Annotated in this window: 13 protein-coding genes; 4 read left to right on the top strand and 9 right to left on the bottom strand. The window is 60.1% G+C overall.

Annotation, left to right across the window (positions count from 1 at the left end):
• Positions 1-77: 77 nt before the first annotated feature.
• The 4 genes from AC25M7_RS15665 to lexA are packed head-to-tail and all read right to left on the bottom strand — an operon-like array spanning position 78 to position 5,802.
• On the bottom strand, positions 78-3,152 hold the full coding sequence (locus AC25M7_RS15665; protein WP_486971239.1) for an error-prone DNA polymerase: 3,075 nt from the start codon (positions 3,150-3,152) through the stop codon (positions 78-80).
• Positions 3,149-4,567 carry a Y-family DNA polymerase gene (locus AC25M7_RS15660; RefSeq protein ID WP_028691543.1) on the bottom strand — a complete coding sequence of 473 codons (1,419 nt, stop codon included), beginning with the start codon at positions 4,565-4,567 and terminating at the stop codon, positions 3,149-3,151. The genes AC25M7_RS15665 and AC25M7_RS15660 overlap by 4 nt, the downstream gene beginning before the upstream one ends.
• Before the next feature lie 6 nt (positions 4,568-4,573).
• Entirely contained in the window at positions 4,574-5,194 is a 621-nt protein-coding gene (gene imuA, locus AC25M7_RS15655; protein ID WP_028691544.1) for a translesion DNA synthesis-associated protein ImuA, read from the bottom strand.
• Positions 5,194-5,802 carry a transcriptional repressor LexA gene (gene lexA, locus AC25M7_RS15650; protein ID WP_081791599.1) on the bottom strand — a complete coding sequence of 203 codons (609 nt, stop codon included), beginning with the start codon at positions 5,800-5,802 and terminating at the stop codon, positions 5,194-5,196. The genes imuA and lexA overlap by 1 nt, the downstream gene beginning before the upstream one ends.
• Before the next feature lie 393 nt (positions 5,803-6,195).
• Here lexA and AC25M7_RS15645 point away from each other — a divergent pair, with 393 nt between their 5' ends.
• The 4 genes from AC25M7_RS15645 to AC25M7_RS15630 all read left to right on the top strand — a co-directional run bounded on the left by AC25M7_RS15645 (position 6,196) and on the right by AC25M7_RS15630 (position 11,521).
• A complete protein-coding gene (locus tag AC25M7_RS15645; RefSeq protein ID WP_486971238.1) occupies positions 6,196-6,597 on the top strand; it encodes a hypothetical protein in 402 nt (133 codons plus the stop codon).
• Complete coding sequence (locus AC25M7_RS15640; protein WP_336201791.1) at positions 6,594-6,911, top strand: hypothetical protein; 318 nt, start codon at positions 6,594-6,596, stop codon at positions 6,909-6,911. The genes AC25M7_RS15645 and AC25M7_RS15640 overlap by 4 nt, the downstream gene beginning before the upstream one ends.
• Positions 6,912-7,554: 643 nt before the next feature.
• Entirely contained in the window at positions 7,555-7,860 is a 306-nt protein-coding gene (locus AC25M7_RS15635) for a hypothetical protein (protein WP_486971237.1), read from the top strand.
• Positions 7,861-8,326: 466 nt separating this feature from the next.
• On the top strand, positions 8,327-11,521 hold the full coding sequence (locus AC25M7_RS15630; protein ID WP_486971236.1) for a tetratricopeptide repeat protein: 3,195 nt from the start codon (positions 8,327-8,329) through the stop codon (positions 11,519-11,521).
• 743 nt (positions 11,522-12,264) lie between these two features.
• Here the strand turns inward: AC25M7_RS15630 and AC25M7_RS15625 are convergent.
• The 5 genes from AC25M7_RS15625 to AC25M7_RS15605 form a co-directional block, all read right to left on the bottom strand.
• Positions 12,265-16,299, bottom strand: coding sequence for an NACHT domain-containing protein (locus AC25M7_RS15625; protein WP_486971235.1), 4,035 nt, complete (start codon positions 16,297-16,299; stop codon positions 12,265-12,267).
• A gap of 14 nt (positions 16,300-16,313) precedes the next feature.
• Complete coding sequence (locus tag AC25M7_RS15620; protein ID WP_486971234.1) at positions 16,314-16,721, bottom strand: DUF6375 family protein; 408 nt, start codon at positions 16,719-16,721, stop codon at positions 16,314-16,316.
• Positions 16,718-17,635, bottom strand: a complete 918-nt coding sequence (locus AC25M7_RS15615) for a radical SAM protein (RefSeq protein ID WP_486971233.1) — start codon at positions 17,633-17,635, stop codon at positions 16,718-16,720. The genes AC25M7_RS15620 and AC25M7_RS15615 overlap by 4 nt, the downstream gene beginning before the upstream one ends.
• A 679-nt stretch (positions 17,636-18,314) precedes the next feature.
• Entirely contained in the window at positions 18,315-19,304 is a 990-nt protein-coding gene (locus tag AC25M7_RS15610; protein ID WP_486971232.1) for a DNA-binding protein, read from the bottom strand.
• Positions 19,305-20,166: 862 nt separating this feature from the next.
• Positions 20,167-20,658, bottom strand: coding sequence for an Lrp/AsnC family transcriptional regulator (locus AC25M7_RS15605; protein ID WP_280060171.1), 492 nt, complete (start codon positions 20,656-20,658; stop codon positions 20,167-20,169).
• Positions 20,659-20,793: the final 135 nt, after the last annotated feature.

Below are 20,793 nucleotides of genomic sequence, written 5' to 3'. Positions count from 1 at the left end.
GGGGCCGCGCCGCGGCCCTATCGTAGGCAAGCCGGCTCCCACACCGACCGTGCCACCTTCAAGCCAAGTGCCAATGACTAGTGGAAGTCCCGGCTGCGCACATCCAGCCCCTGCAACAGGGGGCTGATGTCCTCGAGGCGCCGGGCGATCAGGTGCCGTACCCCGCTCTCCTGCTCCAGGCGCCCGCTCACCTTGAGCAACTTCGAACCCACCAGTGCCCGCCGCTGGCGCTCGGCCAGGTCGCGCCAGACCACCACATTGATCATCCCGTGCTCATCCTCGAGGGTGACGAAGGTCACACCGCTGGCGGTCTGCGGGCGCTGGCGCCCGACCACGATGCCGGCCACGGCGACAGTGTCGCCATGCTCGACCCCCGCCAGCTCCGTCGAGCTGCGACAGCCCAGTGCCCGCAAGCGTGAGCGCAGCAGGGTCAAAGGATGCGGCCCGAGGGTGGTGCCCAGGGTGCCGTAGTCGGCGGCCAGGTCCTCGGCGACACTCGGCACCGGCAACGCCACCGCCTGCTCGGACACCGGCTCGAGCCCGGCGAACAACGGCAACTGCGATTGCACCGCCGCCACCTGCCAACGTGCCTGGTGACGGTCACCGACCAGCCCGCGCAACGCCCCGGCATCCGCAAGGCGCGCACGGGCACGAGCATCGAGCCCGGCGCGCAGGCACAGGTCCTCGACGTCGCGCCACGGGCGCTGTGCCCGCGCCTGTGCCAGGCGGCAGGCATCGTCTTCACCAAAGCCACGGATCTGGCGCAACCCCAGGCGGATGGCCAACGCCCCCTCGCCCACGGCCTCCAGGGTGCAGTCCCAGTCGCTGTGGAACACATCCACCGGGCGCACCTCGATCCCTTGGCGGCGGGCCTCCTGCAACAACTGGTCGGGACTGTAGAAGCCCATCGGCCAGCTGTTGACCAGTGCGCAGGTGAAGATCGCCGGCTCATGGCACTTGAGCCAACTGCTGGCATAGCACAGCAGGGCGAAACTGGCGGCGTGGGACTCGGGGAAACCGTAGCTGCCAAAGCCCTTGATCTGCTCGAAGATGCGCTCGGCAAAGGCCAGTTCGTAGCCATTGCGCAGCATGCCCGCGATCAGCCGCTCGCGGTGCGGCTCCAGCCCGCCATGGCGCTTCCAGGCGGCCATGCTGCGGCGCAGCTGGTCGGCCTCGCCCGGGCTGTAGTCGGCGGCGACCATGGCCAGCTCCATCACCTGCTCCTGGAACAACGGCACCCCCAGAGTGCGCTCGAAGACGGCCTGGAGTTTTTCCGATGGATAGGTGACCGGCTCCTGCTTGAGCCGGCGCCGCAGGTACGGGTGGACCATGTCGCCCTGGATCGGCCCGGGACGGACGATGGCCACCTCGATCACCAGGTCGTAGAACTTCACCGGCTTGAGCCGGGGCAGCATGGCCATTTGTGCCCGCGACTCGATCTGGAACACACCCATGGTCTCGGCGCGGCCGATCATGGCGTAGGTGGCCGGGTCCTCCTTGGGCAGGGTCGCCAGCGTGTACTCGCGTCCCCGGTGCCGGGTGATCAGGTCGAAGCAGCGGCGCAGCGCGCTGAGCATGCCCAGCGCCAGCACATCGACCTTGAGCAGGCCGACCATGTCCAGGTCATCCTTGTCCCACTGGATCACCGTGCGCTCGGCCATTGCCGCGTTCTCCACCGGCACCAACCGGTCCAGCGGCTGCTCGGAGATGACGAAGCCACCGGGATGCTGCGACAGGTGCCGGGGAAAGCCGATCAGTTCCCCCGCCAGCACCAGGATGCGCCGCAGCGAGGGACTGTGCGCATCAAAGCCGGCCTCGGCCAGGCGCCCGGCATCGGGAATGCGATCGCTCCAGCGTCCGCAGCACTTGGCCAGGGCATCCACCTGGTCAGCTGGCAGGCCAAGCACCCGGGCCACATCGCGCACCGCGCCGGCGGCATGGTAGCTGCTGACCACCGCAGTGAGTGCCGCCCGGTGTCGGCCGTAACGGCGGAACACGTACTGGATCACCTCTTCGCGGCGATCATGCTCGAAGTCCACATCGATGTCCGGCGGCTCGTTGCGCTCGCGGGAGAGGAAGCGCTCGAACAAAAGGCGGTGCTCCATGGGGTCGAGCTCGGTGATGCCGAGCACGAAACACACCACCGAGTTGGCCGCCGAACCGCGCCCCTGGCAGAGGATACGCTGGCGGCGGGCGAAGGCGACGATGTCGTGGACAGTCAGGAAGTAACTCTCGTAGCCCAGCTCCTCGATCAATGCCAGCTCCCGTTCCAGCACCGTGCGCACCTTGTCGCTCGGGCCCTGGGGCCAGCGTTCGGGCAGGCCGCGCCGGCACAGTTCGCGCAACCAGCTGGCCGGGGTCTGCCCTGCGGGCACCAGTTCCCGTGGGTACTGGTAGTTCAGCTGGGACAGGTCGAAGGTGCAGCGCCCGGCAATCCGCAGGGTCGGCGCGAGCAGATCGTCCGGGTACAGTTCGCGCAACTGGTCGAGCGAGCGCAGGTGACGCTCGCCGTTGGCGAACAGGAAACGCCCCGCCTCGGCGACCGCGCACTGTTCGCGGATGGCGGTCATGCAGTCCTGCAGCGCCCGCCGCCCGCGCACATGCATGTGCACATCGCCGCAGGCCACCAGCGGGATCTCCAGCCGAGTCCCAAGCGCGCGCAACTGTGCCAGACGCCGGGTGTCGTCGGCCCCGCGATGCAGGTGCACCGCCAGCCACAGGCGCTCGCCGAACAGCGGCCGCAACCAGCCCGCGTCGCCGTCGTCGGGCTCGGCCACCCACAGCGCCAGCAAGCCTTGGTGATGGGCCTCGAGGTCCTCGACGAGCAACTGGTAGCTGCCCTTCTCCGAGCGCCGCCGGGCGCGAGTGATCAGCGCGCAGAGATTCTGGTAGCCGGCAAGGTCCTCCACCAGCAGCACCAGCTTCGGCCCCTGGTGCACCCGCACCTCGCTGCCGACGATCAGCTTCAACTGATGCTGCTTCGCCGCCTGCCAGGCCCGGACAATCCCCGCCAGCGTGCATTCGTCGGTGATCGCCAGGGCCTGGTAGCCCTGCTCGCGGGCGCGGCGAAACAGTTCGTCGGCACTGGAAGCACCACGCTGGAAACTGAAGTTCGACAAGCAGTGCAGCTCCGCATACGCCGGACCGTTCATGCGAACCAGCCCTGCAACCACAGTGGCCCCGGGGCCGCCAGGTCGCGGAAGGCCCAGCCGCACAGGCCATCGCGGGTCTCGATGCGGTAGTAGTCGCGGCGCACGTCGCCACCGTCCCACCAACCGGACTCGATGCGTTCGGCGGCACCCAGCAGTTGCAGGCCGGCCTCGCTCAAGAGCTGGGGCGTGGGCAGCAGCCAACCGGGACGACGACCAGGGGCCATCACCCGTTGGCCTTGGGCGCCCTGCTCCACGCCTTGCCAGGCGCGCTCGGGGCGATGGTCGGCTTCGGCACGCAGCCCCCTGACCGCCTCGTCACCGAGCCGCGCCCGCAGCCGTTCACGCAACTGCTCCCAGGGCTGGACCTGCTGCGCGCGCGGGTCGAACAGCGCCTGGCGTTGAGGCACGAAGGGCGGCAGGTCGGCGGCCAGCAGGCGCAGGTTGCGCACCGGCGCCGGGATACGCAGCGGCTCCAGGCGGCCACGGGCCAGCTCGAACAGCAGCGAAGCGTCGCGCTCGGCGGCCAGCAGGCCGACCTTGAGCACGGTGTCCGCGCCTTCGGCGTGCTCCAGGTGCAGCTCGAAACGCTGCACGCCGCAGTCGCGCCCGGCGAGGAAGGCCGCCAGGTCACTGATGAGGCGACGCAAGGGGAACAGCAGCGCCTGATGCGACTCGACATCGAAGTTCAGCTCCAGCCGCGCCTCGAAACGATCGGGCGGCTGGTAGAAGTCCAGCCCCAGGTTGCGCAGGCCGAGCAACTGGTCCAGGTGCAGTTGCACCTGGGCGCTGAAGCGCCTGGCCAAGGCATCGCGCGGCAGCGCCAGCACCTGCTCGAGCCGGTGCAGCCCCATGCGGGCGAAGGCCTCGACTGCGTCGACCGGCAGGCCGACACGGTTGACGGGCATCTCCAGCAAGGCAGCGCGGGTCGCCTGCGGGCAGGTCAGCGCCAGGCCGTCATGGCCGTTGGCGAGCATCCTCGCCGCCACCGGGTTGCTGGCCACGACAATGCGCTGGCGCAGCCCCAGCGCCGCCAGTTCCTGGCGCAAGCGCGCCTCGAACAGCGGCCAGGGGCCGAACAGTTGCAGGCTCGAGCCCACCTCCAGCAGCAACGCACGGGGATAGTAAAGACTGACTTGGGCGCTGAAACGGTAGGCCCAGGCCGCCAGCAACTGCTGCAACTGCTCGATACGCGCCGGCTCGACCTCGACGCAGGTGAAACCGTCGGCCAGGGCGCGGGCGGCGGTCAGCGTCTGCCCTGCGCGCAGCCCCAGCTCACTGGCCGCCGGGTTGACCGCCCGCAGCACACGGCGCTGGGGCGGACCGCCCAGCAGCACCAGCGGCGCCTCGGGGTCGTCGCGTTCGCGCAGGACGGTGTCCAGCGCCAGCTGTGGCAACAGGATGCAGGCCCAGAGCATGGCGCATTACTCCCGCCCCGGGCAGGCGATGGGCGTGACCGGCGCCAGGCCGCCCCGGCACTTGAGCACGCGCCACTGCGCCGGACGCAGGTCGAGGGCAATGCGCAGGGCGGCGGGCGAAGGGTTCAGCGCGGCCTGGTGCGGGCGACAGGCGAACGCCAGCGCATCGCCGGTCTCCGCAGCCACCTGCAGGCGCCGCAGGGCACGGTCGTCGGCACGCTCTGGCCAGCACAGCACGGCGGCGCAACTGCCCGAGCGCAGGCACTGCTCGGCGGCCCACAAGGCATCGATCGCCTCGGCGTCGACCTGCACCAGCCAGCGCAGGTCCACCCCGGCGGCCTGCCAGGCCGGGGCATAGGGGATGAACGGCGGCGCCACCAGCACCACCCGCTGCCCCTCGCCCGTCAGCCGGGCTAGCGTCGGCCAGAGCAGCTGCAGTTCGCCGCAACCGGGGCTGGCCAGCAGCAGTTCGCTCAGCGCCGCCGCCGGCCAGCCGCCTTCCGGCAGGCGCTGGTCGAGGCCGGCATGCCCGGTGGGCTGCAGGCCCTGCGGACGTGCCTGGGCCTGCCGCCCGCGCCATACCTGGCGCTGGTCGAGCAAACGGTCGAGGTCGACCACGGCGCCCATCAGTCACGCCTCAGCAGGCCGCAGAACACGCCTTCGATGAAGAATTCGTGCCCTGGGGTCACGTCGATGGGGGCATAGGCCGGGTTGCGGGGCAGCAGGCGATAGCCATCACGGGTGCGCTGCAGGCGCTTGATGGTGACTTCGCCGTCGAGCCGGGCGACCACGATCTGCCCGTCACGGGCCTCGCCCTGCTGGCGAATGCCGACCAGGTCGCCGTCGAAGATGCCGTCGTCGACCATCGAGTCGCCACGCACCTTGAGCAGGTAGTCGGGGGTGCGTCGAAACAGGCTGGGGTCGAGCAGCAGTTGCTCGTGGATATCGAGGTCGGGGCCGATTGGCGCACCGGCGGCGACCTGGCCAAGCACCGGCACCTCGAGGATCTCGGGCCGGCGCAGGGGCTCGGCCAGGCGGATGCCACGCGCCTGGTTGGGCGTGACGTCGATGAACCCGGCCTGGCTCAGGGCGGTGATGTGCTTGCGCGCCACGCTGCGCGAGGCGAAACCGAAGCGCTCGGCGATATCGGCCAGCGACGGTGGCTGACCTTGATCGGTGATGCGCTCGCGGATGAACGCGAGGATGGCGCGGCGTTTGGGGGATAAAGTGTCCATGGAGCACATTTGTACTCTTTTTTCATAACACTGAACAGCTCCCTTCGTCGCCGGCCCTCCCCACCCTGCCTCAAGTGATCAGAACTGAAAAGGCCAAAAAACGGTAAGTCAAACCCCCAAATCGACCATACCGCACATTCCCTAAACATTAGTTCCAGGCCGCCCACCACCATCGCGTGGTCTTAGTCGTTCCGCCTAACCCTCTCTGTGTCTACTGTGTCATCGGGGGATGCTCCTAGGCCGTTGCGTGAAAGCTCCACATCCGTGGCGTACATACGATTCCGCTGAACGACCGCCCTTGCCACGTCGACCATAAAAGCCACACAGCTATGGCTTTGCTTACTGTTGATTTGGGGGCATGCTGTTAACTAAAGGTCGCGAGGGGAACAAGTCATGAACCAAGAGGCATTTCAATTAAGCGCGCTGTCAGCTGCTGAATTGGCTGATTACCTACGCAACACGAAAGGGACGACCTCTCCAGGGGAGCGTTACGCCAGGGTTTTTGCCCTCAACCCAGCTGAGTTTGACGTTTACCTCGCTACGTATCGCAAAAGCCAGTCAGATGGTGCAACCAAGACTGACTCCGAAGCAGCGCCACGCTTCATAACAGATGTCCTACGTGTGGTTCTGACGGTGACTGAGACAGGTGCGACTATCGAGCAAGCAATTGGTTGGTTCCGCCAAGATCAATTGTTAACTTTCGAGGGGCGAACTGCGGAGCAACTAGTCAGTCAGGGCCAAGTTGAGCAGGTGCTGCAATTTTTGGCTTCCTGGCAGGCCGGGAGTCAAGGATGAGTAACGACGCCTACCTACAGACCGGCCAGCAACCCAACTATCACTTATGCTATCGAACCATCCTTTGCGCCATGGATGAGCGATACGACATACGCGGCTATGTACTGGCGGAAATGGTGAAAACATGTCTGAAGCACCGAGCCTGCCTATCTGCGGCACAGCGCGAGTGCTTTATGCGATATGCGCAACCGGAGGCGATCACCTATCTCGAACACCTAACGGCCAAATTACTGTTTGGCCCACATGGACGCTTTTCACCTAAGGAGTATAATTATTCAAAAACAGCAGACCTCAATCAGTTTCTAGGCCTCTGATGAAAAATGAAAGAGCTTGTGCGCAGAACATCGGGCAGAATAAAACTCGTACTTATTCGGGAGCCGATTAATCGGAGTATCATCCGCGAGCTGTAAGAAAGGGGGAATGCTACAACCTTGATCAACTAGCGCCGTTTTGCACTAATCTGGAACCCGTTCACCATTATCCGCCAGACAAAGAAGGCGAGGTGGTTGGGCCTGGACATTTTGTCTTTCACTATAGGCTAGCGGGCCGTAACGTCCGATCAGCCGCACATCAGTAATGACGCAATGGTCCCAGGCGGCATCCCCAATCTTGCGCTCAAATCAACGGCAACGATTTCGCCCAGTCGGCGTCAAGGTAGTCGTCTTCTTCATTGCACGAGTGACAGCGACACGCATCGCTAAACGGGCCTGACGCACGCGATCCAGGGTTGCTATGCTGAGGAATTGAACAAGCTGATGGCCTGCACGATGCCTAGGTGAATGCTGTCGGCATTGGCCTGCTCCGCAAAGGTTGAGACTCGAACCTCCGCAGGGATGAGATGGGTACGACAGATGTCTGGAGCAATCAAATGCTGCTCAGTAGGCGTAATGCTTAGTAAGCCCAACAAATGATCCGCTCCATTTTATGCTGAGTAAATGCCGCGATTGAGGTGGGACTATGAAAATCTTTGGCCGAGTTGAAATCGACGCAGTGACAGATATTCTTTGTGATGTATGCGGTGTTAATACCCGGCTGGTTGACGGTAATTTCCAATATGGGAGACTCGAAGCACATTGGGGCTACGGTGCTTCTCATGATGGCTCGCGTTACGAGCTGCACTTATGCGAGTCCTGCTTCTTTGCCACCCTAGCGTATCTCAAGCAAGAACGGAGGACTTCCAATTTGCTTGGGGAAGATTCCCAATTATCTAAGGACGAGTTGGGCTTGTTGTCTCAAGATGATTTTTTTCGCGATGGCCACTGACACGCCCAGGGATATAGATCAAAAATCAAACACACTAGTGTGCTTCGCAGGTCGCAGAGAGACAGGGGATCGACACAAGCAAAAAACCTCATCGCGCATTGAAACGGACCTGCACGCACGGAGGAGATTCTGATCAGTGCTCGGTCTGCTAACCCTTGACTAGGCGTAATGCCCGCTGCACTGCATGGCGTCAAGGCTTTCACTTGGGTGAAGAGAATACTCCTTGCCTTGAGATGCACCGACTGAAACGTTTAACCGCTGGCGCACGTTCAGCTTGCCCTATCTAAGTCGCAGGGCACGGGCGCCTTACAGTGATATTTATGGTTAGGATGGCACATCAGACGTGATGTTCCGTTGAGTCGCAATCTGCCGTACAGTGCTGCATGAGGTTTACTAGAGGCTGGTTGACGCATTTTTGAAAGCTCTACAACAATCGCTGATTATCTACCGATCAATGAGACGCGTGATGCATAGATTCGCTGGAGATGCGGTAAACAGTCCATCGCAGTTCATGCGCCAACTCCGGCCAGAGCTCTATTCGGACTCTAGCGACCAATTCGAGCATGGCCTCAGGGCCGAGATACTGTCGCACCATCTCGAAACCATTACCGACCGCAACGAGACACACGACTTCGAACTTTTCTGCCGCAAGCTGTGCGAGCGGACGATCTGTCCCAACCTCAGGCCAGCAACCGGCCCGGAGGGTGGTGGCGACAGCAAGGCGGATACCGAAACCACACCCGTGTCGTCAGAAATCCAAACGCTCACCTACATCGGTGAGGCTAACAGCGGTTGCGAGCGCTGGGCGTTTGCCTTCAGCGCGAAAAAAGCCTGGGCAGACAAGGTCAGGGCGGATGTCGCCGGCATCATGGATACCGAGCGTGGCTATCAGAAAGTCTTTTTTGTCACGTCCAGGCCTGCCCGCGCCAAGGATAGAGCCCGGCTGGAAGACGAACTCAGCGACAAGTATGGCGTGCAGGTCGTCATCCACGACCGCAGCTGGATCATCAAGGAAGTCATTGAAAACGGCCGCCAGGACCTCGCGTACAATTACTTGGGGATTGGCGAGCAAATTAGCACGCGAGCGCTGGGTCCCACAGACTACTCACGCCAACAGCAACTTGACGACATTGAACGCGCATTGAGCGAGCCGGCGGGATTCGTCGGCAGGGAAATGGAGCGCGCCACAGAAGCCTTGGTCGCGGCGAAGCTTGCGCGCGGGTTAGAACTGCCGCGATTTGAAGTTGACGGCAGGTTCCAGCGCGCAGTCCGCCTCGCTGACGATGGAGGCGCCCTACGCCAGCAATACGCGGCACGCTACGAAGCGTTGTGGACCGCGTTCTGGTGGTATGACGATATCTCCACACTGCTGGACGGCTACGACAGCTTCGAAGCCCGGGTCATCGATAGCGACCATGCCGTCAACCTTGAGCTGCTGTGTAATCTCGCCCAGCTGCTATACAGCCTGGTAATCCATGGCGTGCGCACGGCCGAGCAAGTCAAGCTTGAGGCTCGCGTCGGTCGATTGGTCGACAAATTGGAGGCGCTGGCCAATGACTCCAGCCGACCCAATAACGCCCTGGAAGCGGCAACGTCCGCGTTGGTGTTCCAAGTCAACGCGGCGGTCCTTGCAAAAGCACCCGAGCGTCTGGTTGCGATATGGCCGCGCTTTGGTGACATCCTCGGCAAGGCGGAATGCCTGGGCGAGTATGACGCCGAGCGCTTGAGCCGCATGATCGAGGTCTTCGGCCACGTGGCCGGGACCGATCGCGGCTATCGTAGATTGGTGGACCAATTGTCCGATTTCGTCGTGAAACGCACGGGTGAAATTCAGGCCGCGCGGATATTGCTCAATCGATCGAGGCAATTGGAACTGGATCAAAACATGGAGTTGATCCGCCTGTTAGGTAAAGCCGTGCTGCTGCTCTCCAAGAAGGAAGAAGTCGACCGTTTGGTCGATGCACAGCTGCAATTGGGGCTGGCTTATCAGAGCGCAGGTCTGCATTGGGCGGCTCGTGCCAGCTGCACCGGCGCTGCAACTGCGCTTTTTATCGAGGCAGAGACCACTGGTGCGCTCTCTTCCCAGTTGTTTCCTGCGTTAATGAACACTGCCTGGCAAGCGCTTCAACTTAAACACCTGCCCGAGATGCTTAAGGCGCTGCAGCTCGCCAAAGGGTGCTTGAAAGCGGTGTCCTGTGATGACACCACGCGGCAGCGCGCGGATACACAACTCGCGGATTTCGACCGGCTCTTCGCCTGCCAGTTGCTGAATTTTGCTGCTGATGAGGCTCCACGCCTAGCGATACTCCCTGATGTTCTGCTCGCGCTCGACCTGCCCATCAGCAGGTTCACATTGTTATATTTGCTCGGCTATGAACACCTGTTACGTGAGGAAGGTTGGGTTCCACAGGACGAATCCACTGAAAATATCGAGAAGTTCTTCAGCTTTTTGGCGAGCCAACCGTGCGTGAAAGAAGCTTGGCGTCCTGTGATTCTGAACGATGGCCATCACCAGGTCTTAGCTACCAAGGTGCTCGGCATGCAGGTGAACGTCATCCATCAACCCTCCGACACCGCCATCACGGTATCTGAAGCGATTGCAGGGACCCTAGAAGCATTCTTCGCGACTGCTTTTGAGGTGGAGGCCTATGCGCATGCCGAGCTGTTCGAGATCGAGGTTGTGGAAACGGATGGACCACAGGTCGACGTGCACATTGATCTTGAGCGTATGCGGGCCACCGTCATCTGGCCTGCCGGTGTGTTTCCAGGTGCTCCACCCATGCACGCCCAGTTTCTGGATCTATTGCTGCGCGTCGCCACCAACGTTTTCACGGCAACCTGCCACATTAAAGAATTCGAAGTGGCGATCGAGCAGCTGTTCAAGTCCGATGCGGCCATGGATCGCCTGGCGATGATCGGGTCTGTATGCAACAGTCGGGAGCGCATGTTCAATGGCGTTGCACGGCTGGACATGTGGAATGAGCGAAATCCCCACTGTTATGCGGCCAAACCTCACCGACCGCAGGTCATACGCGAAACTGTGGCCGAGGCTCGCCTCGCTCAATCGGAGGAACAAAGCGGTAACACTGACTTTCCGGCGACGCTAAAGGACCACCGTCAGCTGACAGTGCGTTCCGTGATTGATGTTCACCTGTGGGATCGCGCCGGTTGGTTAGGGACCGCCTACGGCACGTTCAGCCACAGCGCTCCACCCTTCATGGCACTCTTGTTCAAAGATCGCAGCAGTGCAATCAAGATTTTTGAACGCTGGCGCGATCGCTTCGGAGCGGTCGATAAAAACGAAGCCCTTCATATCAGCATCATCCGACAGCTGTGCAATCAGCCAGCAACCCACTATGGGTTGGTCATTACATCAAGGCCCAGCGAAAGCGTGACGGACTCCCAGTATGAAAGCCTCGCATCACGCTCGATGACGATGACCCCTGAGACCGATATCAACCTTTGCAGATTTCTTGACGATCACCAGCGGGCAGGTTGTTACCTACTGGTCCCGGCAGTGATGGAGCTTGGGCAGCCCCCAGAAATCATCAAGGATGTTTACCTCCTTAAAAGAAACTTGCATGTGAAGACAGCCGCCGAGGTTGGTCCCCATGACATGGAGCATCTGTTCCTGGTGTCCCGAGGGTATGCGACTACCTAGGCGCATCCCTCCAGGTGTTGCCGCTGACGGACTTGATAACCCCAGCTCGCCCTGAGATTACGCGCAGACGGGTACTGTCTGTGCATAGCGGTGGGCGAAGATCAAACGGTGCATCTACGTGGCCGATGCTTGACAGTTATCCCGTCTCCTAAGCCTGTGTGGAGAGTTGCACTCCCCATGACTACCCGTTTGCGTTGCCACTGACCATTCATTTGCATTCGACCTGACCAGTTGTTTGCATCGGACTTGACCTGCGCACGGGGTGAGCCTTGACTGGCAGAAATCGACCCATAGCTGCCTTCCCGGAGGACAACAATCGGGCAGAAGCAGCCGGTCATCACTTAGTTTTGGTTGGCCGATTAAGGCTGTAACCGGTCATGGATATTTCTGTGCTGCCGACACGATTATCACCAGAGTTCATTCAGCGCGTCATGGGTTGATTGACCACTTGGCAGCGGTTACGCACCTGGCGAGACGAGAGCGCTATGACCGCTTGTACGACACTTAAATCCTATGCGGTTCGAGAGCTGACGCCGGCGAAGTCAATTGACTTTGTTATCCAGTCGTGCCGGCAAATGGTGCGCCGGATAGCGGGTGCCCGAAGCGCTGATTTGAACGTGAGGCGACTTGGTCAGGCCGTCGAACGGCGAATCCATAACGAATACTGAATCCGCCGCCGGTTCCCCCCCCTCATAAACGGCTACTGCGCCCAAGAATGGCGGCCTCCCCTCGCCTGAACTGGCCTACGATTGAGTGCTCGAAGCAGGCTGATAGACGTCAACACGCTTGTGAATATGCTGGTGGTCCGCGTAGTACTCGTGCAGGTTGTGCGCCTCGGCCGACCGGTGATGAAAGCCACGCTCTCCCCACATGAGCCACACCAGCGCCTTGCCGGACTGCGTCAAGTAGCTGTCAAGAAGGTCACGACGCAGATAGCTGAAAGAACCACTGACCTGCGAGCCATACTCGCCGACTTCGCGGTACAGGGACGCCACGCCTGAAGCATCGTGCAAGTCCCATTTGTTGGCGCGATACCTGAGACTCAGAGCCTCACAGAGCAGTTTAGAAGGCAGGCTTGCACCGTTGTTCTGGTTCATCACGCTGTGGTAGCTCTCCCAGTTGTACTTCTGCACTGGGATGTCGACCGCGACGCCACTTTCTGACCACCGATCAGCGGACACCATGTATTCGGCGCGGTCGCCCTCCTGCTCATTAGCGTTAGGCAGACCCGGAATCGAGGAGAAAGGCATCTCACCCGCATAGGTGTAGTAGTAGCCTGGCTCCTCCGGAATAGCATCATTGCCGGGATACTCGAGACCGGTGAACAACGTGCACAGACGGTCGACTTCTCCGCTGTCCACGAATAGACCGCGGAGGAAGGTGAAGACCTGTCGGTCATCAGCGGGAGCGTTTTGTTCGAGGAATCCGTCAAGTACGACCCACGGCCCGGTCACGCCATCAATCTCTGCGATCTCCAAGATGCCACAGTAGTCTGGTTGCGGCCCTCTCACTATCCAGTCACCAGCATCCGTCGGCTGACCACTGAACAAGTCTGGGAGCGGCAGGTCGATGCTCGCGGCCTCGACCGGGAACGTCGGGTCGATGTCCGCATCTGAGGGGCGAGCGCCGCGTTCCTCGGCAAGAAGGCCCTGCGCGTACCGTACCCCCCACATCTCGAAGTAAGCGATCCAGCCGTACTTCTTCCCGTACCTGTCGACCTTGTGCTTGTCATTACCCATACGAGGGCCGGAGTTCATTTGCTGGTCAACAGCTTCGAACTGCTCAGGGTCATAGCCAAGTACCAGCATTCGCGAAACGAGTGCTGGCAGCACCTTCTGGTACTCTGGATTGCGGTCGTCGTAGTTCGACCGACGTGGAATCAGTCTCCCGATCGTATAGTTGCCGAAGTCCATTCGAATCGCCCCGCATTTCGCACGTTCGACCACCTCCGGAGCGTACTGCGGCATATTCGCAAACGGATTGGGTAGATGACTAAACGGTGGAAGGAGATGATCTGCCTCGTCCTCAGACATGCAAGCTGGATCCACCATCCTTGTGATGGCAATGATTCCCAAACAATACTGCTGGAGGAGAGCATGCCAAGTAGGATGCGTCGCGCTAGGCGCGAACATCGCTCGATAAATCTCACGCGCGAGGCTAGGCAGTGCCTCACGCATCTCCACAGCATTGATGTCCGACCACGTGGTCAACGCTGCACCGTAGGCCGTGGCAAACATCCGCTCGGGGACGTATGGGTCTGAAACGGCAATTGACTCCACTGCCAGCCGGAAAAACTCCCTAGGCCGCTTGGCTGCGAATTCGTACAGGGTCTTGGTGGCCACGTCGCGCAGGCTTCTGGACGTCGACGTCAGCGTCCACATTACCCAGCGCGCTCGCCGGATCTCTCGCTCGTCTAGGTCCCCCAACTTCCACCTGGTCGACAGGAATTCGAAGTCGTCTTTAACATCCTCAGATCTCTCGCGAACCCACTCCGACCAGGAAAGATCGCGCTGCGTATTCGGCATGGCCAACAGCACGCCGTGCAAGAAGTCCATGTCAAACGGATGCGCTCGCGCTGCCCTTGTACTTCGAAGCCTCGTGAATGCGATCCGCGCAAACCGCTTCGACTCCTGCATTGCGCGCGCGAACCGTTCGACCGTCTCCCGCCCGATGTGCCTTGGGTCTGATTGCGCCGTCAACAATAGTGCGTTCATGACAAGGTTCTCGTCCGACAAGTCTTGCCAAAGCTGGCGCCTGTCAAGGCGTTGCGGATACAGGCCAACCAGAGCCTGGAACACGTCATAGGCGAAGGTATGCGAACCACGCTCACGGAATTGAAAGTGCGCGCGTCCTTCATCGCTTTGCAGCCACTGCGCCAAGGCAGGCCGGGCAAGCAGATAGCGCGCCATCATATGTCCAGCCATCAGGTCGTATGAAAACGCGATTCCTTGTCCGCCTTCTCCAGAAGTCGTTCGAACAAGGACACCTTCGGACTCCAGTGCGCGAATGATGCTGACGTCCCAACGGCCCACGTCTTGAACTGCCGTCCGAGCAGCTTTGAACTCCACGCTTCTCGCGTTGCCCTCCCAGAGGAGACCCGCGATCGTCAGCAGCGCATCTTGGACTTCATCTTGATAGATGCGATGCGCCGTTGGTGAAAGCTCAGCAACCCGTTCGGCAACCTTGTTGAAGTGCGCTTCAAACAGGCTTGCAAGCGAACTGGGCAGCGCCTCCACTCCGACAACGTGCTGGCGCCGAGGGTTCGCCACCTCGCAGAAAACTCTCAGCGTCAACGGGTGCTGCAAGAACTCGATTGGCAGATCCGCGTCGGTGGCGTCGATCTTGTAGTACTCAAAGTACTTGTCGATGGCCGTCTGCGGATCTTCTTGGAACCCGTTGTGCTCAACTTGAGGAAACTCCTCCGGCAGGCACATCGGTGCGAACTCATTGCGTAGCGTGACAACCAGCATGACGTACGGAAAGTCTTTCAGAAGCTCATCCGCCCGGAAGAGTTCATCCCTCCAATTTCTCGGGTCTTCTGCTTCATTCAAGCCGTCGATTACAATTGGGATGCGCTTGCCAGCGCGCTGCCCCGCCGCATCAACGGCCTCAACCAGCCGGTCGAAGCTCTCCGCTGGCCTGCCAGAAATTTTGAAGGCAGACACAAGGTCGTCAAGCCCCTGGCCTGCATGAAGATTCTTGCCCAGCAGCAAGACACCACCGGTGAGGTCTCCGCCTGGCTGCGTCACCTTAACGGCAAGCTCGGATTTTCCTTCACCCGCAGCTGCAAGTACGGCTACGGCTCGAACGCCGATCGATCTCTCCAGACTGAGCAGCTCCGACGAAACTGCGTGGATATCCGCGACCAGATTTGCGGTTAACGGAGCCCCACCTGAACGAGCCCCACGTAGCTTCGAGAGAAGCCTGTCGTAGCGCACCGGTTGCGGCGGGTTCGCCGCCAGCAATTGCTGTACAGCGTCGAAGTCGCCCTTGCCGAGCGCTGTGTGCAGGTCATCTAGCAGGCCAGCCAATCCGATGGCTCTAGCCAGGAGCGAGTCGACTTCGGCCTTGAGTTCGGCTTTGAGTTGCCCCGTGAGCGAAGCGATGTCCGTGCAATTCGTCTTGAGGCCACTCGAGAGTTTCTCCAGTGAGTCCCACGCACCCTGGCCGCCCAGATTCCTGAGCACCTTTTGCTCTGCTCCAACGACAACATGAACTTCCTGTTGGTATCGGCGCTTGAATGGAGCAGCAGCGAGCCTATGCTGCTCAGCAAGCAGTGCAGGCGTCAGAACGAGCTCGCCGAAGTAGGTTTCTCGAAGTAGTGCTCCCGGCCCCACTAGGAGGTCTTCGATGTCCGTAGCTGTCAGCAGCTCCAACTTCAACTCGGGGAAGCGGTCTTTCTCAAGTGCGAAGAACCACTCTTGGTCCCCCTTTGTCAGCGTGTGGTGCGTCCAAAGCTTCCAATCGGTCACACCTGGGACATGCTTGCGCGTCTTCTCCATGCCCTCGATGATCTTTTGTTTGCGCGTGGCGCCCAAGTCTTGTCCGTTTGCCAGTTCATACCATTTGCACTGCCAGCCAATCCAGCGTGGCGGCGCTCCGAGATCACAAGACTCAGTCAGCTGAAGATGAAACTCCACGCCAGGCTGATTTGCGAGTTGCTTGAAGCGACCGTAGTGTCCGTAGTGTCGGCGCACCAGAGAGCGGCAAAGCTTCTCGAAGTTTTCGTCCGCGGCTCCAGGTAGCTCGCTGAATACATCCCAATTTATTGCAGGCATCAGCGTTTTCCCTGTCAGCTGGCATCGGCAGAATCGGACGGGTAGTCGTGCGCAGAGAAGACCTCGACCTTAGCCCCAGCCTCAATGAAGAGCTTCACGAACGCGGACACCTCCGCCTCGTCAGTCGTGACAGTGATTCTATCGCCTTCACGCGAGAGGTGATGATCGGATACCAACTGGCCGAGATCAGCCGGCCCTAAGGTATTGAGGTTCAGACTGCACAGCAACGAGAGCATGTTATCTGAAAATCTCTGATTCTCAGGTTTAGCAAAAGGGATGGAGTCGCTGTCGTCTTTAGCAGCTTGAGCGCTGAGCTTGTCAATGTCCTTCTCGACCTTCTCGGCGTCTTGCGCTCGCTTGAACTTGCCGATGAGAACCAGGTTCATCGAATGCTCAGACCCGTATCCGTTCCAAATCTTCATGTTTGCGTCTCTCCTTGGACCTCGAAGGTATTTCTGAGTCGCTGAAGCGCTGACAGAACGCCTGCGTCTCCAATTTTCGCGCCGGCGGGCGAGTAAGAACTCGCGCGAAGCATGCCGGACGCATCTATGTGCGCATATGCCAGAAGACCTCGTTCATGGGGGAACGGGTCACAGGTAGGCAGTCCTGACGCCCCCGCCTCACTAACTGCAAGACGAATCTTACCTCCGTAGTTGGAGACCCAGTCCTGAAGGGCTCGGCCGACCACTCCATCAATGCTTGCGACCGCGCTTGTTGCTTGCTGAGGAAGCAACAGCAATTCGCTAGCCCCAACGTTTTGCGCGAGCTGACTTATCGCGTCAAGCTCTGCAACCGTGCGCTCGTTGACCACGACGTTGAGCCCAAAGGGCGACAAGGTCGCAATCGACTCCAAGCCTCTGAGCAGGCTGGAAAACTGCTTCCCGCGCTGTTCTTCATAGGTGCGACCGACCCCGTCGACGCTAATGCGTGCGAAGTGAATCGAGCCCTTGAGGCGTTCGACCAGCTGGGGCGTCAGGCGATGACCGTGAGTGGTGAATGTGACCGCGAGCTGAGTCTCTCCCGCAACCCGTTTGCATAAGTCGACGAAATCAGGATGCAGCGTGGGCTCGCCGCCGCCAAATCCGACGCCGAGGCCCCCATCTTTATCCACTTCTTTCAACCAACCGAGCACCTGATCGGTATGCAGCGACGCCTTGTGCTTCGGCGCGTAGCAGTACGCGCAGTGAAGGTCGCAAACATTGGTGAGTGCAATGGATACCTGGCGGGGAGACCTCGACCAATCTGCCTCCTCCGGGCGCAGCTCGTCCAGCAGGAGATTCAGGCCTGAAATTCGATCGAAAAAATGCACCCCGTTTGGGCCGTATCTGGATTTCATAAGGCATTATCACCGAAAGCAGTTCTAGCTTAAATGGGTCATCTAACGTGCCAATGTTCTTGAGGCAACTTCTGGTGCAATCGTCTGCTTAGCGCCCTACTGTAAGTCAGTTCCAGAGCCCGTGTGCTGCCGATTCGCGGGCGCAGCTCTCACATGATCACGGATTGATCACAGAGAACTTACATGAGGCAAATTGCACCGTGCGCTCGAATGCTTCGATCATGCCAGGGCAGTGCGGAGTCGCAGCCCCCGCTTTCTGACCGATAATGGCCGTCGTGTCGCTAACGCCGAGTGGCTACGTTTGACCGACGATATCCGTCCTTTGCGAAGGACATCAATAGGTCGATTTCTGCTGATCACCGACGCGAATGTACTATTGTTTTGTCACAGGTCTCGGCCTGGTCAAAGATGCTCACCCGCTGTACCTCAAACATTGCTATGACAGGTTCTAAACTCTCGCGACCGTTGTAATTCTCCGTAAAGAGCGCGTTCTTCACCGACCGGGTTACTTACACGGGGGCCTATCCCTTGATGCGAGAGATCGTCGCCGCGCTGCCAGAAGGTAGCGACTTGCTGAAACGTGCGCAAAGTGTGCTGAGCGCCTCAGGCATGGTGTCGGGAGCGTATGGCTTTGCTGAACGGTATGGCGAGCGCCAGCCGCTGCCGCGGCTGGCGCCGGTCAAGAACGCTGACGCCGTTTCTGCTGCAGGGTATCGCGCAACTGGCCTAACTGCACGTCCAGGGTCTGCGCACGAGCTTCGTGGGCTGCCGCGCTACGCTGCGCCTCCCCCAGCTCCACCTCGGCGCGCTGCAGACGGTCCTGCAAAGCCTGGCGTTGCTCGCCCGCTTGCTGGGCGGTGAGGCGTGCCTGATCCCGCTGTTCGGTCAGTGCCACGCTCTGCGCCTGGGCAGTGCTGCGCTGTTCACACGCTTCGGCCAGGGCCTTCTGCGCGACCGCCAGTGTCTGTTGCACCCCGTGCAACTGACCTTGGGTGTCCTTGAGTTGGGCGCTCAGGCCCTTGCTCTCTTCGCGGGCCCGATCAATCTCGCGATAGGCGCGGTCTTCGACATCGCGGGTATAGCGCTGTTGCTCAACGCGCGCCTGCTCGGCCTGTTCGCGGCTGTCGTGCAACTGCTGCCGCAGCTCGGCCACCTGCATCTGGGATTCGTCACGCTGCGTCTGCAGCGCGTCGCGTTGCGCGCGCAGGTCGTCGATTTGCGCCTGGCGCTGAACTAGCAGCTGTTCCAGATCAGCCAGGCGGGTTTCCACGCGTTGTCGTGTGTTGACGGCCTCAGCGGTTTGCTGCTGTGCCTGCAGCACCTCCAGGCGGGCGCGGGCTTCCAGCGCTGCCAGTGTCTCGCGCTCCTCGGCCAACACCTGGCGCTGGGTATCCAGGGCCTGCTCGGCGACACCTTGCGCCATCAGGGTGGCCTGCTGCCAAATGGCCACGAAGGCCTGCGCCACCTCCGCCGGCAAGCCGGGTAAGCGGGTTTCGCCGCGCAGGCGCCCGGCCAGTTGTTCCCACCATTGATCGAGCAAAGCACCGACCCGCGCCGGGCTGCCGCGTCCCAACTCCAGGCGTACCCGTTCCACCGTCGGCCGTTCGCCACGGGCGAGCACCACGTCTGCCGCGGCAAACACATCATTTTCTGGTACACCTACTGCCATGCCCTACCCTCCACCCATTTAGGTCTGATAATTAAATCTTATCCGACCTGATTTGCCGTAATATTCATTTATAATACGTTAAACGTATTTAAAAAAACGGATCTCATGAATACTGCGCCGAAGGCCGCCCGGGCCACCAGATGCCTTTGAACCAGGGGAGTCCTTGCGGCCGTAATAAACGGTTGTCTTTGCCGCGCCTGCAGCTTGATTGGGAGAGCACCCTCGCCTATTGATTTGCCCGAATCAACGCTCTTGTTGGCGCGCGGGATGAAGCCGATAATCCCCAGCAGGGTGCCCCAGATCGGGATCTGAAGGGTTTTGCAGCTCTGGACGTCAGAGGTTTGGGAGGATATTCAGGTCCGACGGCAGCGAGCGGCCTAGAAAGTCGCCAATCTGCGCCGCGCCGCTGACCAACTGCATCGGTTCGGTCGGCCTGTTCCATTTGATCGAGATGGTTGACCGTTACCTGGCCCAGTCTCCGCAGATCGATGTCTCATTCGTGTCGGCACCTCAGCCTCAGTACTGGCCGATTTGGAAAACTATGTGAGCGACATCGATGTACTGGTGGGCTGCAGGACGATCTGCATTCGTCGCCCAGCGCTACGCGCGTCAGCCGGTCATTTTCTTAGCCCACCATGTCGACCACTCGTTTGTCCGGCATAACGTTGTGCCGTTGTGTGCCCAGCAGGGGTAGTCTCTTTTATGTCGCAAGCAGGGCTGGACCACTTGAAGCGCAGTTCTTCCCCGCCTTTACCTGATGAAGCGTCACCACTGGATCCGACCCATCAGTTCAACGATGGACTGGCTCCGGTGAGAGCTGGAGAAAATCTCATAGCCGACTACTTCAATATCAGCTGTTGGCCTAAGAAGCGCGCCCTCTCAAATGATTAGTAGGCAGTGCAGTTGTATATTTGACTTGGCTGAGCGCAAAACTTGACTTGATGCTTGCCACAACGGGTATGGTGGTTAAGCAGTCAAGCAGAAGTTCCTGATACTTTTCCAGGTCTTCGCTAACCACCCTTAACATAAAATCTGCCTCGCCGCTCATCAAATAGCACTCCATCACTTCTGGGCGTTTCCTGATAGCGGTCGTAAATATTTCTAAAGACTGCTTATCCTGGAGCTTGAGTGACACGTGCACGAATACATTTATTGCAAGACCGAGCGCTGCAGGGTCAACGAGCGTTACGGCGCCTCGTAAGACTCCATTTTCCTTCATTTGTGAGACTCGTCGCCAGCACGGAGAAGCTGAAAGCCCTACAATTTCAGCGAGCTCCGCATTGTTCAACTCTGCATTTTCTTGGAGTGCATCTAGGATACGCAGGCTAGCGTCATCGAGCTTTGAGCGGCGCATGGTAAATTTTTCCTTTATATTAGATATTTTCAATGAAATTTTCCGAGATCTCTACTTCTGAAGAGGAAATAGGTCCGCTTTTTCGCTTGCCAAAAAATATCATGGTGCTACGTAACTAGAATTCAACGAGGTCGC

It is taken from the genome of Pseudomonas sp. P106(2024), assembly GCF_057480815.1.
The sequence above is the reverse complement of the archived record's forward strand: the minus strand, read 5'-3'. Positions and strand labels throughout refer to the sequence as shown.

Bases quoted from the DNA above. Each gene is read 5' to 3' on its own strand.
- AC25M7_RS15665 (WP_486971239.1), bottom strand. From the start codon at position 3,152: ATGAACGGTCCGGCGTATGCGGAGCTGCACTGCTTGTCGAACTTCAGT.
- AC25M7_RS15660 (WP_028691543.1), bottom strand. From the start codon at position 4,567: ATGCTCTGGGCCTGCATCCTGTTGCCACAGCTGGCGCTGGACACCGTC.
- imuA (WP_028691544.1), bottom strand. From the start codon at position 5,194: ATGGGCGCCGTGGTCGACCTCGACCGTTTGCTCGACCAGCGCCAGGTA.
- lexA (WP_081791599.1), bottom strand. From the start codon at position 5,802: ATGGACACTTTATCCCCCAAACGCCGCGCCATCCTCGCGTTCATCCGC.
- AC25M7_RS15645 (WP_486971238.1), top strand. From the start codon at position 6,196: ATGAACCAAGAGGCATTTCAATTAAGCGCGCTGTCAGCTGCTGAATTG.
- AC25M7_RS15640 (WP_336201791.1), top strand. From the start codon at position 6,594: ATGAGTAACGACGCCTACCTACAGACCGGCCAGCAACCCAACTATCAC.
- AC25M7_RS15635 (WP_486971237.1), top strand. From the start codon at position 7,555: ATGAAAATCTTTGGCCGAGTTGAAATCGACGCAGTGACAGATATTCTT.
- AC25M7_RS15630 (WP_486971236.1), top strand. From the start codon at position 8,327: ATGCATAGATTCGCTGGAGATGCGGTAAACAGTCCATCGCAGTTCATG.
- AC25M7_RS15625 (WP_486971235.1), bottom strand. From the start codon at position 16,299: ATGCCTGCAATAAATTGGGATGTATTCAGCGAGCTACCTGGAGCCGCG.
- AC25M7_RS15620 (WP_486971234.1), bottom strand. From the start codon at position 16,721: ATGAAGATTTGGAACGGATACGGGTCTGAGCATTCGATGAACCTGGTT.
- AC25M7_RS15615 (WP_486971233.1), bottom strand. From the start codon at position 17,635: ATGAAATCCAGATACGGCCCAAACGGGGTGCATTTTTTCGATCGAATT.
- AC25M7_RS15610 (WP_486971232.1), bottom strand. From the start codon at position 19,304: ATGGCAGTAGGTGTACCAGAAAATGATGTGTTTGCCGCGGCAGACGTG.
- AC25M7_RS15605 (WP_280060171.1), bottom strand. From the start codon at position 20,658: ATGCGCCGCTCAAAGCTCGATGACGCTAGCCTGCGTATCCTAGATGCA.